Here is a 12,616-nt window from a genome sequence, read left to right as displayed (position 1 = left end):
GCGACAGGCTATAGTCCTGCACCCCCAATCGCAGGATGCCCCCATGAAGATCCTTCGCTTCACCCTGCTAGCCGCCGCCCTGGCGGCCAGCGCCCAGGCCCTCGCCGCGCCGCCGCTGCTCAACGTCTCCTACGACGTCATGCGTGACTTCTACAAGGACTACAACCCGGCCTTCCAGGCACACTGGAAAGCCGAGCACGGCGACACCCCGGTGATCCAGATGTCCCATGGCGGCTCCAGCAAGCAGGCGCGCGCGGTCATCGACGGCCTGCAGGCCGACGTCATCACCATGAACCAGGCCACCGACATCCAGGCCCTGGCCGATCGCGGCCTGGTGCCCAAGGACTGGGAAACCCGCCTGCCCGATCGCAGCGCGCCCTTCACCTCGGCCACGGTGCTCATCGTGCGCCAGGGCAATCCCAAGGGCATCCATGACTGGTCCGATCTGCTCAAGGACGGCGTCCAGGTGATCGTGCCCAATCCCAAGACCTCCGGGAACGGTCGCTACACCTACCTCTCCGCCTGGACCTACGCCCTGCGCCAACCGGGTGGTGACGAGCAGAAGGCCCGCGGCTTCGTCGCCGAGCTGTTCAAGCACGTGCCCATCCTGGATACCGGCGGTCGCGCCGCCACCACCACCTTCATGAAGAACCAGCAGGGCGATGTACTGGTGACCTTCGAGAACGAAGCCGAGATGATCGCCCGGGAATTCGGCCGGGGCGGCTTCGAGGTGGTCTACCCGAGCATCTCGGTGCAGGCCGAGCCACCGGTGAGCGTGGTCGACAGCGTCGTCGACAAGAAAGGCACCCGCGCCGAGGCAGAGGAATACCTCAAGTACCTCTGGTCCGACGAAGGCCAGAAGATCGCCGCGGAAAACTTCCTGCGCCCGCGCAACGCGAAGGTGCTGGCGCAGTACGCCGATCGCTTTCCCAAGCTCGAATTGATCGATGCGCAGAAGGAATTCGGTCCCTGGAGCGGCATCCAGAAGACCCACTTCGCCGATGGCGGCGTCTTCGACCAGATCTATACGCCTCAATAGGACGCTCGCGCCCGGCCTGGTGCCGGGCCTCTGATCGGCATAAAAGCCGCGCACACAAAAACACCGCCCTGAGGCGGTGTCTTTGTTTATTTGGAGCGGGAAACGAGACTCGAACTCGCGACCCCGACCTTGGCAAGGTCGTGCTCTACCAACTGAGCTATTCCCGCAATGTGGCGTCCCCTAGGGGACTCGAACCCCTGTTACCGCCGTGAAAGGGCGGTGTCCTAGGCCACTAGACGAAGGGGACGAAACCTCTTTCCGCAAGGCCTTTCACCTTGCATCCCACTGTCATGAAACCGTGAGATTGTGTTTGGAGCGGGAAACGAGACTCGAACTCGCGACCCCGACCTTGGCAAGGTCGTGCTCTACCAACTGAGCTATTCCCGCAATATGGCGTCCCCTAGGGGACTCGAACCCCTGTTACCGCCGTGAAAGGGCGGTGTCCTAGGCCACTAGACGAAGGGGACGAAACCTCTTTCCGCAAGGCCTTTCACCCTGCATCCGCCCGCCCAAAGGCAACCGGATTGTATTTGGAGCGGGAAACGAGACTCGAACTCGCGACCCCGACCTTGGCAAGGTCGTGCTCTACCAACTGAGCTATTCCCGCAATTTTTGGCGTCCCCTAGGGGACTCGAACCCCTGTTACCGCCGTGAAAGGGCGGTGTCCTAGGCCACTAGACGAAGGGGACCAGGTAGAATCCCTGAGGACTCTGGCCTACCACTCGGCTGACGCTTGCCGCCGTTGGGAGTGCGCGCATTCTAGGGAGCCTTACCCTGGGCGTCAATAGCTGATTAAATACTTTTCAAATCAACGACTTCGCTCGTACGACAAACGGCGGGCAAGCACCATGGAGAAGGTCATGTCCTCAACGATGATTGCAGCGGTAGTGGGGCTTGGCATCCTCTTGTTGATCATGATCGCCTTCGTCAACCAGAAGCTCGAAGCGGGCCGCTTGGAAAAGCAGCGCCTGGTCGCCGACCTCACCGACCGCATCAAGCGCTGCGCCCAGCTGGGCAGCAGTCTGCCCGGCCAGCTGATGACCCCGGCGCTCAAGCAGCTGTTCCACCGTATCGAACTCGGCCTGATCGCCCGCCTTGCCGCCCTGCAAGCCCCTTCCGCCGGCCTTACCGCACGCAAGACCGAATTGGAAGAAGCCCTGGCCAAGGGCGATGACATCGAACTCACCAATGCCGCCAGGCCAGTGCATACCGAGGCGCGGGTCAAGGAAGTTCGTGGCTATATGGAGATGCTGCACGCACTCGTCGCCCATGCCAATCAGATCGGCATTTTGGACGGCCAGGAAGCCCAGCGCTGGGTGGGCGAGATGCGCTACCTGCTCACGGCCACCTATGTGGAGTTCTTTCGCTACCAGGCCGAACAGCAGATCAAGAGCGAACACTATATCCAGGCACGCCAATCGTACGAACGGGCGATCATGCAGATCCGCAAGCAACAGCAACCCGAGCGCTATACCGAGTTGCTGGCCTATCTGGAAGAGCAGATTGCCCAGGTGAAACGCCAGCAGAGCGAACTGGTCGAGCAGGCCAGCAGCAGCGCCAACGAGTTGTCGGATAGCGTGGACACGCTCAAGGACGACAGCTGGCGCAAGAAGAACGACTACGAGTGAGGGCTTCCCTGCCCTCCCCGCCGATCAGCAATCGGTCGCGGCCAGAAAGGCCTCTACCATGGCTTCGATACCCGCCTGATCCGCCGCGCTGAAGCGCGCCGGATGAGGGCTGTCCAGATCCAGCACGCCGATCAGCCGACCGTCCTGCACCAGCGGCACCACCAGTTCGCTGCGCGAGGCCGCGTCACAGGCGATATGCCCGGGAAAGGCGTGGACATCCTCGACGCGTTGGGTGCGGCGCTCCCGGGCGGCCGCGCCGCACACGCCCTTGTTGAAGGGAATGCGCATGCAGGCCACCTTGCCCTGGAAGGGGCCGAGCAGCAGCTGGTCTTCACCCTCGACGAAATAGAAGCCGGCCCAGTTCAGGTCCGGCACTTCCTGATAGATGAAGGCCGACAACTGGGCGGCATTGGCCACCAGGTTGCGCTCACCGGCCAGCAGGGCTTCCACCTGGGCGGCCAGCATGGCGTAGCCCTCGAGTCCTGCCCCTACGCCCGTCAGTTCTACGGTCATGTGTTCTCCAACAGTTTGAGCCCGACCCATTGCCGGGCGAATTGATAGGCACAACGGCCATTGCGGTTGCCGCGACCGGACGCCCAGCGGATGGCTTCGCGATCCGCCTCTTCGGACCACTCCAGCTGCAGGCCGGACTTGCCGGCCAGGGTCGTGCACCAGTGGCGCACCACGGCTAGATAGTGATCCTGGGTAAAGGGGTAGAAGGACAGCCACAGTCCGAAACGATCCGACAGGGCGATCTTGTCTTCGGCCGCTTCGCTGGGGTGAAGCTCGCCGTCGACGTGCTCCCAGTTGGCGTTGTCGCTCTGCCGCTCCGCCACCAGATGACGGCGGTTGGAGGTGGCGTAGAGGACCACGTTGTCCGGCGCCTGCTCCAGGGAGCCATCCAGCACGCTCTTGAGCACCCGGTAATCGTCACTGCCGGAATCGAAGGACAGGTCATCGCAGAACACCACGAAACGCTGTGGCTGGCCGGCGAGCTGTTCCACGGCGCGGGGCAGATCGGCCAGGTCGTCGCGCTCGATTTCGATCAGGCGCAGGCCCTGCCCGGCATATTCCGCCAGCAGCGCCCGGATCAGCGACGACTTGCCGGTGCCACGCGCGCCCCACAGCAGACTGTGGTTGGCCGGCAGCCCGGCCACGAACTGGCGGGTGTTACGGGCGAGCTGGTCACGCTGCCGATCGATACCCAGCAGGTCGGCCAGGCGCAATTCCAGATTGACGTCGAGCGGCTGCAGATAGCCGCCATGGCCTTCCCGGCGCCAGCGCGCCGCATAGCAGTGCTGCCAGTCCAGCGGCTCGCGACGATGGGGCAACAGGGGTTCGAGGCGCTCCAGCACCTGCCGTGCGTGGAGCAGAAAGTCTTCTAGGGAGGCATTCACAGGGATGATCCTTGACGACGAAAAAAAGAACAGCGGACCAGCCGCCTTCCAAGCCGCGCATTATCGTATGACTTTTGCCCTCCAGACAAAGTCCGGAGGGCTACCACGCTAGGACGCCAGCGCCTGGCGGACATGCTTTTCCAGCTGGGACGGACGGGTGATGGGCGCGAAGCGCTGGACGCGCCCCTGGGTCGGCGTGACGAGGAACTTGGTGAAATTCCAGCGGATGGCGCCTCCCAACAAGCCCGGCGCCGCCCGCTTGAGCGCCACGAACAGCGGATGGGCGCCGTCGCCATTGACGTCGAGCTTGGCCATCACCGGAAAGCTGACATTGAAGCGGGTCAGGCAAAAGGTCTGGATCTCGGCATTGCTACCTGGCTCCTGACCACCGAACTGATTGCAGGGAAAGACGATCACCCGCAGTCCCTCGGCCAGATAGCGCTGCTGCAGCGCCTCGAGGCCGTCGTACTGACGGGTGAAGCCGCAACGACTGGCGGTATTGACCACCAGGTAGGCCCGCGCCGGCCAATCGGCCAGACAGGCCCGCTGGCCATCGGCGGTCTCGAACGGCACGCTGAGGAGGTCCTCGATCACGCGGAGGCCCTGGGTTGCAACTGTAGCGCCACCGAGTTGATGCAATAGCGCAGACCGGTCGGCGGTGGACCGTCGGGGAAGACATGCCCCAGGTGGGCATCGCAGCGGGCGCAGAGCACCTCTACGCGCTGCATGCCGTGGCTGAAATCTTCCTTTTCCCGCACCGCCTCGGCATCGATGGGCGCGTAATAGCTGGGCCAGCCGCAGCCGGAGTCGAACTTGGTGCTGGAGTCGAACAGTGCCAGCTCGCAGCAGGCGCAATGATAGACGCCAGGCGTCTTGGTGTTGCAGTAGGCACCGGTATAGGGTCTTTCGGTGGCGGCCAGGCGACAGACGCGAAACTGATCGTCGGTCAGGCGCTCACGCCAGTCTTCCGGGCTACGCTGTACTTTTTCCATGATGACCTCTCTGGATGCCGGCGCATCTTTTGTAACAGGCGATGCAGCCGTATGATTCCCGCTCAGTCTGGCATCCACCCGCGGATGCTGCCAAGCGCCGGTCGGCGTCCGTCCCCGCCGAGTCTTACTCGCCCCTTTTCCAGGATTCATTTCCCCATGCAGGTCTCCAAGTCGAACAAGCTCGCCAATGTCTGCTACGACATCCGCGGCCCGGTCCTCAAGCATGCCAAGCGCCTCGAAGAGGAAGGCCATCGCATCCTGAAGCTCAACATCGGCAATCCGGCGCCCTTCGGCTTCGAGGCGCCCGAGGAGATTCTGCAGGACGTCATCCGCAACCTGCCGACCGCCCAGGGCTACAGCGATTCCAAGGGCCTGTTCAGCGCGCGCAAGGCGGTGATGCAGTACTGCCAGCAGAAGCGCATCGAGGGTGTCGGCATCGAGGACATCTACCTGGGCAACGGTGTCTCCGAGCTGATCGTCATGGCCATGCAGGCCTTGCTCAACAACAACGACGAGGTGCTGATCCCGGCGCCCGACTATCCACTGTGGACCGCCGCGGTCAGCCTGGCCGGCGGCAAGCCGGTGCACTATCTGTGCGACGAGCAGGCCGGCTGGTTCCCCGACCTGGCCGACATGGAAGCCAAGATCACCAGCAACACCAAGGCGCTGGTGCTGATCAACCCGAACAATCCCACCGGCGCGGTCTATTCCAAGGAGGTACTGGAAGGCATCGTCGAACTGGCGCGGCGGCACAATCTGGTGCTGTTCTCCGACGAGATCTACGACAAGATCCTCTACGACGAAGCCCAGCACATCTCCACCGCCTCCCTGGCGCCGGACGTCCTGTGCCTGACCTTCAACGGCCTGTCCAAGTCCTATCGCGTCGCCGGTTTCCGTTCGGGCTGGCTGATCGTCTCGGGCCCCAAGCACCGCGCCCACAGCTATATCGAAGGCCTCGACATCCTGGCCAACATGCGCCTGTGCGCCAACGTGCCGGCCCAGCACGCGATCCAGACCGCTCTCGGCGGCTACCAGAGCATCAATGACCTGGTGCTGCCGCATGGACGCCTGCTGGAGCAGCGTAATCGCACCTGGGAACTGCTCAATGACATCCCCGGCGTCAGCTGCGTGAAGCCGATGGGCGCGCTCTATGCCTTCCCGCGGATCGATCCCAAGGTCTGCCCCATCCACAACGACGAGAAATTCGTTCTCGACCTGCTGCTCTCGGAAAAGCTGCTGGTGGTCCAGGGCACTGCCTTCAACTGGCCCTGGCCCGACCACTTCCGTGTCGTCACCCTGCCCCGCGTCGATGACCTGGAGCAGGCGATCGGCCGCATCGGCAACTTCCTCGGCGGCTACGCCCAGTAGCGGCAAAGCATTTCCGGGTCTTTCACCGGTTGGCGTCCCTGGCGGCGTCAACCGGCGCTGGCACTCGCGCGCTGGCCGCGGCCAGGCCAGCCGGCTGGCAGACGACACAGTTTGCAATAGTGGAAACATTGAATGGATCGGGGCCGAACCTTATATAGCCGGCAGATAAACCTGTGAGGAGCTATACCCCACCATGATGCGCATTCTGTTGTTTCTGGCTACCAACCTGGCGGTGCTGATCGTTGCCAGCATCACCTTGAAGGTGCTTGGCGTGGATCGCTACACCGGTCAGAACTATGGCAGTCTGCTGGTGTTCTGTGCCGTGTTCGGCTTTGCCGGCTCGCTGATCTCGCTGTTCATCTCCAAGTGGATGGCGAAGATGAGTACCCGTACCGAGGTCATCAGCCAACCGCGTACCCGCCATGAGCAGTGGCTGCTGCAGACCGTCGAGGAATTGGCCCGCGAAGCCGGCATCAAGACCCCCGAGGTCGGTATCTTCCCGGCCTACGAGGCCAACGCCTTCGCCACCGGCTGGAACCGTAACGACGCCCTCGTCGCGGTGAGCCAGGGCCTGCTGGAGCGCTTCTCGCCCGACGAGGTGCGCGCGGTGCTGGCCCACGAGATCGGTCACGTCGCCAACGGCGACATGGTGACCCTGGCGCTGATCCAGGGCGTGGTGAACACCTTCGTGATGTTCTTCGCGCGGATCTTCGGCAACTTCGTCGACAAGGCCATCTTCAAGAACGAGGAAGGCCACGGCATCGCCTATTTTGTGACCACCATCATCGCCGAACTGGTCCTGGGTATCCTGGCCAGCATCATCGTCATGTGGTTCTCGCGCAAACGCGAGTTCCGCGCCGACGAAGCCGGTGCCCGCCTGGCTGGCCCCAACGCCATGATCGGCGCCCTGCAGCGCCTGCGTGCCGAGCAAGGTATCCCGGTGCAGATGCCCGACACCCTGAACGCCTTCGGCATCAACGGCTCGCTGAAGAACGGTCTGGCCGGTCTGCTGATGAGCCACCCGCCGCTGGAAGACCGCATCGAGGCCCTGCGCCGCTACGGTCAGCGCTAAGCGCGAGCGATGAAAAAACCCGGCTTCGGCCGGGTTTTTTCATGGGCGGGTCAAGGATCGGATGGCATCGCCCAGCCCCTCGCCGGTCAAGGGAAACATCCGCTGGGCCATGAGTTCGCGCAGCAACTGGATCGAGGTGCTGCTGGCCCAGCCGTCCTGCGGATAGGGATTGAGCCAGACCGCCCGTGGGAAGTGCTGGCAGAGTCTCTGTATCCACAGGGCACCGGGCTCTTCGTTCCAGTGCTCGACGCTGCCACCTGGATGGGTGATCTCGTAGGGCCCCATGCTGGCGTCGCCGACGATCACCAGGCGGTAGTCCGCGCCATAGCGGCGCAGCAGTTCGGCGGTATTCAGCCCTTCCTCATGGCGCCGGGCATTGTCACGCCAGACGCGTTCATAGACGCAATTGTGGAAGTAGTAGTACTCCAGGTGGCGAAACTCCAGGCGACAGGCGCTGAACAACTCGCTGCACAGGCGCACATGCAGATCCATGGAACCGCCGACATCGAGCAGCAGGAGCACCTTGGTGGCGTTGTGTCGTTCAGGGCGATAGCGCACGTCCAGCAACCCGCCCTCCCGCGCCGTGGCGGCAACGGTCTCATCCAGATCGAACTCCGCCGCCGCACCCTTGCGAGCGAAGCGCCGCAGCCGCCGCAGGGCCAATTGCAGATTGCGCCGATCCAAGGGCGCGCGATCGTCCAGATTGCGGTAGTCACGCTGCTCCCAGACCTTGGCCGCCCGCCCCTGGCGGGTACCGGCCTCGCCGACGCGCACACCGAAGGGATTGTAGCCACCGCTGCCGAAGGGACTGGTGCCACCCGTGCCGACCCATTTGTTGCCACCGGCGTGCCGCTCGCGCTGCTCGGCGAGGCGCTGCCGCAGGGTTTCGAGCAGTTCGTCGAGGCCGCCCAGGGCCTGAAGTCGCTGGCGGTCCTCGTCCGACAGCAAGCGCTGGAACTCCAGCCGCAACCAGTCCGCGGGAATCGCCTTGGTCTCCGCCAGACGTTCGGACCTGGCCAGCTCGCCGGCATAGACCTGATCGAAGCGGTCGAAGAAGCGCTCGTCCTTGACCAGCACGGCACGGGCCAGCAGATAGAAGGCGTCTGGATCGGCCACTGCCAGGCCCGCATCCAGGGCGGCGTGCAGATCCAGCAGTTCGCCCAGGGACACCGGAATGCCGGCGGCCCTGAGTCGGGTGAAGAAGTCGAGGAACATGCCCGCCCTCAGCTCCGCCGGCGGCGCATGAAGGCCTGGCGTTCGAGCAACTGCAGATCCTGCTCGTTCTTCACCAGGGCGCCCGCCAGCGGCGGCAGGCCACCCTCGCCGTGCAGGGCCCGCTGCGCCGCCTCATCGCCCAGCAACAGGACCAGCCAGTCCACCAGTTCCGAGGTGGACGGCTTCTTCTTCAACCCCGGCACGCTGCGCAGGTCGAGAAAGAGATCCAGGGCCTCCTTGACCAGGCGCGCCTGAAGGTCGGGGTAATGCACCTGGACGATATGCTCAAGGGTCTCCCGCTCCGGGAAGCGGATGAAATGAAAGAAGCAACGACGCAGGAAGGCGTCCGGTAGCTCCTTTTCGTTGTTGGAGGTGATGATGATCACCGGTCGTCGCTGGGCGCGGATGGTCTCGCCCGTCTCGTAGACATGGAATTCCATGCGATCGAGTTCCAGCAACAGGTCATTGGGAAACTCGATGTCGGCCTTGTCGATCTCGTCGATCAAGAGCACCACCGGATCCTCGGCGGTGAAGGCGTCCCACAGCTTGCCGGGCTTGATGTAGTTCGCCACCTCCTGCACCCGGGGATCCCCGAGCTGGGAATCGCGCAGGCGACTCACGGCATCGTATTCATAGAGGCCTTGCTGGGCCTTGGTGGTGGACTTGACGTGCCAGGTGATAAGACGTGCGCCCTGGCTCTCGGCTACCTGCTCGGCCAGCAGCGTCTTGCCAGTGCCCGGCTCGCCCTTCACCAGCAGCGGACGTCCCAGCTGAATGGCGGCATTGACCGCCAGACTGAGCTCGGCCGTGGCCACATAACGCTCGGTACCCTGAAAGGCCATCATCTATCCTCTGGCAGCTGTTTCGCCTGACGATAACACGCCGTGCCTGGGCTGGACGCCATCGGACGCAAGGCCTAGGCTGCGAGTTTTCCGCGCCGTACAGGATCCGCCATGAGCCGCATCTTCGCTGACAACGCCCAGTCCATCGGCAACACGCCACTGGTCTACATCAACCGCCTCGGCCCCAAGGGCGTCACCCTGCTCGCCAAGATCGAGGGGCGCAATCCGGGCTATTCGGTCAAATGCCGCATCGGTGCCAACCTGATCTGGGACGCCGAAGCCAAGGGCCTGCTCAAGCCTGGCATGAGTCTGGTGGAGCCGACCTCGGGCAACACCGGTATCGGCCTGGCCTATGTCGCCGCCGCCCGTGGTTATCGCCTGGTGCTGACCATGCCGGCCTCCATGAGCCTGGAGCGGCGCAAGGTGCTCAAGGCGCTGGGGGCGGAGCTGGTGCTGACCGAGCCGGCCAAGGGCATGAAGGGCGCCATCGAGAAGGCCCGGGAAATCGCCGAGAGTGAGCCCGATCGCTACTTCATGCCACAGCAATTCGACAACCCGGCCAACCCGGCCATCCACGAGAAGACCACCGGCCCGGAAATCTGGAACGACACCGATGGCGCCATCGACGTGCTGGTGGCCGGCGTCGGTACCGGCGGCACCCTGACCGGCATCTCGCGCTTCATCAAGAACACCAAGGGCAAGCCGATCCTTTCGGTCGCGGTGGAGCCGGAAACCTCGCCGGTCATCAGCCAGACCCTCGCCGGTGCCGAGGTGAAACCCAGTCCGCACAAGATCCAGGGCATCGGCGCCGGCTTCGTACCCGGCAACCTGGACCTCGCCATGGTCGATCGCGTCGAGCAGGTCAGCGATGAACAGGCCAAGCTGATGGCCCAGCGCCTGATGCGTGAGGAAGGCATTCTCTGTGGCATTTCCTGCGGCGCCGCCATGGCCGCCGCGGTGCGGTTGGCCGAGACCCCGGAGATGCAGGGCAAGACCCTCGTGGTCATCCTGCCGGACTCCGGCGAGCGCTATCTGTCGACGATGCTCTTCGATGGCCTGTTCGACGAGCAGGAGCTGGTCCAGTAAGACCTCGAGGCAACTGCCCCCCTCCCTCCCGGAGGCGCTCGACAGGCACGGACACCTTTGTCGCCACCCAAGAAAAAGCCCGGTTTCCCGGGCTTTTTTTCGTATCAGAGATGCTTGATCTCGGCCTTGGCATCCAGGGCTCGACGGTAGGCCGCGAAATCGACCTGCCCGGCTCGCGAGGCCAGGTAGCGACGATACAACGCCTTGTCCTCGACGCTCAGGGCTTCCTTGGGTACGCCTACCCCCTGCAGACGGATCAGGACGAAGTCCCCGTTCTGCAGGCTGATGCCGGCATAGGACGGCTTGTCGGCTTCCGGCTTGGCCATGCGGAATGCGGCCTGCAGCACCTGGGGATCGACGCCCTCCTGGTTGCGCGTGGCGGCTTCGACGGTGCGCCAGTCACCCGCGGCGGCCTTGCTGCCGGCACGCAACGCCTTGAGCTGCTCTTCGCCGGCCTGCTTGGCCACGGCTGCGGCCTTTTCCTGGGTCAGGCGGGTCACGATCTCTTTCTTGACCGCATCCAGGGGTTGCAGCTGCGGCGTGCGGTGCTCCTTGTCACGGATCACCACCAGGGTCTCCGGGTCGAGCTGCAGGGCGGTGCTGTTGGCACCGTTACGCAGGACGTCTTCACTGAAGGCCGCCTCGATCACCTGGCGGTTGGCGGTCAACCCCTCGCCACCTTCGCGACCGAAGGGTGCGCTGGTCTTGACCTGCAGACCCAGCTCCTGGGCCGGCTGGCTCAGGTCGGAGGATTCGTAGGCGGAGCTTTCCAGCTTGCGGCCCGCTTCCACGAACAGGCGGTCGGCGTCTTCCGCCTTGAGCTGCTGTTCCAGACGCGGCCGGACACTGGCCAGGGTGGGCACTTCCGGCGCCTGGACGCCCTGCAGCTTGATCAGGTGCCAGCCAAAGCTGGTACGCACCGGTGCCGAGACCTGTTGCGGTGCCAGGGCGTACAGTGCCTCTTCGAAGGCCGGATCATAGACGCCACGACCGGCGAAGCCGAGGTCACCACCATTGGCCGCCGAACCCGGATCCTGGGAGAACTCCTTGGCCAGCTTGGCGAAATCTTCACCCTTGTTCAGGCGCTCCTGGATCTGCTGGATCTTGGCCTTGGCCTGCTCATCGTTCTGCTTGTCGTTGACCTCGATGAGGATGTGAGCGGCGTCGCGCTGCTCCGACAGATTGGCGATCTCGGACTTGTAGGCGGCCTGCAGGCGGCTTTCGTCGACCTTGGCCTTGGCCAGGAAGGCGGCCTTCTTCAGCTCGACGTACTCGATGACTACCTGCTCAGGCGTCATGAAGGCGTTCTTGTGGCTGTCGTAGTAGGCCTGGATCTCGTCCTGGGTCGGCGTGATGCCAGCCGGCGAGGCCTTGACGGTACGCATGGCGAAGTCGCGGGTCTGACGCTCGAGCGCGGCGAAGGCCTCGATATCGGCATCGGTGACGAAATTGCTGCCGACGATACCGGCACGCAGCTGACCGATCAGCATTTCGTCACGCAGCAGATCGCGGAATTGCAGGCGGTTGTAGTTCATCTGGCGAACGGCCTGATCGAAGCGCTGGGGATCGAAACGCCCTTCGGTCTGGAATTCGGGGGTATTGAGGATCAACTGATCCAGTGCCTGCTCGGAGAAGGCGAAGCGATCGGCCTTGGCGCTCTGCAGCAGCAGTTGCTTGTCGATGAGTGCCTTGAGTGCGGACTCGCGCAGCAACCGGTCATCCAGGGTGGAAGGATCGAAGCCCTGCCCCAGTTGTTGCTGCAGCTGGCGACGCTGCATTTCCACGGCCTGGGCCAGCTCCGTCTGCTTGATCTCGTCGCCATTGACCAGGGCGACGGCACCCTGGTGACCCGTGGCGCGGATGATCGCTTCGAAGCCGGTCAGCGCCATCAGCAGGATGATGAATCCGATGATGACTTTGGCAATCCATCCCTGCGAACGGTCCCTGATGTTTTGTAGCATGTTCCCCCCACGAGCT

General features: G+C 63.8%; 12 protein-coding genes and 6 tRNA genes. 5 read left to right on the top strand and 13 right to left on the bottom strand.

The window, feature by feature from the left end:
- Positions 1–43 precede the first annotated feature (43 nt).
- Positions 44–1,039 (top strand): sulfate ABC transporter substrate-binding protein, encoded by a 996-nt coding sequence (locus V6W80_RS09190; protein WP_338546694.1) that lies wholly within the window; start codon positions 44–46, stop codon positions 1,037–1,039.
- Positions 1,040–1,130: 91 nt separating this feature from the next.
- On the opposite strand, the gene V6W80_RS09185 is transcribed toward V6W80_RS09190, so the two are convergent.
- The 6 genes from V6W80_RS09185 to V6W80_RS09160 all read right to left on the bottom strand — a co-directional run bounded on the left by V6W80_RS09185 (position 1,131) and on the right by V6W80_RS09160 (position 1,728).
- A tRNA-Gly gene (locus tag V6W80_RS09185) sits at positions 1,131–1,206 on the bottom strand.
- 4 nt (positions 1,207–1,210) lie between these two features.
- Positions 1,211–1,286, bottom strand: a tRNA-Glu gene (locus tag V6W80_RS09180).
- 64 nt (positions 1,287–1,350) lie between these two features.
- Positions 1,351–1,426: transfer RNA gene (locus V6W80_RS09175), tRNA-Gly, on the bottom strand.
- A gap of 4 nt (positions 1,427–1,430) precedes the next feature.
- Positions 1,431–1,506 (bottom strand) — tRNA-Glu (locus V6W80_RS09170).
- 64 nt (positions 1,507–1,570) lie between these two features.
- Positions 1,571–1,646: transfer RNA gene (locus tag V6W80_RS09165), tRNA-Gly, on the bottom strand.
- Between the two features lie 6 nt (positions 1,647–1,652).
- Positions 1,653–1,728: transfer RNA gene (locus V6W80_RS09160), tRNA-Glu, on the bottom strand.
- A 171-nt stretch (positions 1,729–1,899) separates the two neighbouring features.
- Here V6W80_RS09160 and V6W80_RS09155 point away from each other — a divergent pair.
- On the top strand, positions 1,900–2,667 hold the full coding sequence (locus tag V6W80_RS09155) for a hypothetical protein (RefSeq protein WP_231356235.1): 768 nt from the start codon (positions 1,900–1,902) through the stop codon (positions 2,665–2,667).
- Between the two features lie 24 nt (positions 2,668–2,691).
- Here the strand turns inward: V6W80_RS09155 and V6W80_RS09150 are convergent, their stop codons facing one another.
- From V6W80_RS09150 to msrB, 4 genes are all read right to left on the bottom strand, one after another.
- The gene (locus V6W80_RS09150) at positions 2,692–3,180 is read right to left on the bottom strand and encodes a GAF domain-containing protein (protein ID WP_231356236.1); all 489 of its coding nucleotides are present in this window, start codon (positions 3,178–3,180) and stop codon (positions 2,692–2,694) included.
- Positions 3,177–4,064: an ATP-binding protein gene (locus tag V6W80_RS09145; protein WP_257706251.1), complete on the bottom strand. Its 888-nt coding sequence runs from the start codon at positions 4,062–4,064 to the stop codon at positions 3,177–3,179. Before V6W80_RS09145 ends, V6W80_RS09150 begins: the two co-directional genes overlap by 4 nt.
- Positions 4,065–4,172: 108 nt before the next feature.
- Positions 4,173–4,658, bottom strand: a complete 486-nt coding sequence (locus tag V6W80_RS09140; protein ID WP_338546693.1) for a glutathione peroxidase — start codon at positions 4,656–4,658, stop codon at positions 4,173–4,175.
- Entirely contained in the window at positions 4,655–5,056 is a 402-nt protein-coding gene (msrB, locus tag V6W80_RS09135) for a peptide-methionine (R)-S-oxide reductase MsrB (RefSeq protein WP_184290831.1), read from the bottom strand. Before msrB ends, V6W80_RS09140 begins: the two co-directional genes overlap by 4 nt.
- Before the next feature lie 156 nt (positions 5,057–5,212).
- On the opposite strand from msrB, the gene V6W80_RS09130 reads away from it, so the two are divergent.
- Entirely contained in the window at positions 5,213–6,424 is a 1,212-nt protein-coding gene (locus tag V6W80_RS09130) for a pyridoxal phosphate-dependent aminotransferase (RefSeq protein ID WP_017642581.1), read from the top strand.
- A gap of 193 nt (positions 6,425–6,617) precedes the next feature.
- Positions 6,618–7,496: a protease HtpX gene (gene htpX / locus V6W80_RS09125; protein ID WP_017642582.1), complete on the top strand. Its 879-nt coding sequence runs from the start codon at positions 6,618–6,620 to the stop codon at positions 7,494–7,496.
- 39 nt (positions 7,497–7,535) lie between these two features.
- Here the strand turns inward: htpX and V6W80_RS09120 are convergent, their stop codons facing one another.
- Entirely contained in the window at positions 7,536–8,711 is a 1,176-nt protein-coding gene (locus V6W80_RS09120) for a vWA domain-containing protein (RefSeq protein WP_338546690.1), read from the bottom strand.
- Positions 8,712–8,719: 8 nt separating this feature from the next.
- A complete protein-coding gene (locus tag V6W80_RS09115) occupies positions 8,720–9,553 on the bottom strand; it encodes an AAA family ATPase (RefSeq protein WP_338547393.1) in 834 nt (277 codons plus the stop codon).
- Positions 9,554–9,664: 111 nt separating this feature from the next.
- On the opposite strand from V6W80_RS09115, the gene cysK reads away from it, so the two are divergent.
- Entirely contained in the window at positions 9,665–10,639 is a 975-nt protein-coding gene (gene cysK / locus V6W80_RS09110; RefSeq protein WP_184290835.1) for a cysteine synthase A, read from the top strand.
- Positions 10,640–10,743: 104 nt separating this feature from the next.
- On the opposite strand, the gene V6W80_RS09105 is transcribed toward cysK, so the two are convergent.
- Positions 10,744–12,600, bottom strand: a complete 1,857-nt coding sequence (locus V6W80_RS09105; protein ID WP_160923125.1) for a SurA N-terminal domain-containing protein — start codon at positions 12,598–12,600, stop codon at positions 10,744–10,746.
- Positions 12,601–12,616 lie beyond the last annotated feature (16 nt).

It is taken from the genome of Pseudomonas benzopyrenica (genome assembly GCF_036884265.1).
Lineage (GTDB): Bacteria > Pseudomonadota > Gammaproteobacteria > Pseudomonadales > Pseudomonadaceae > Chryseomonas > Chryseomonas benzopyrenica.
The sequence above is the reverse complement of the archived record's forward strand: the minus strand, read 5'-3'. Positions and strand labels throughout refer to the sequence as shown.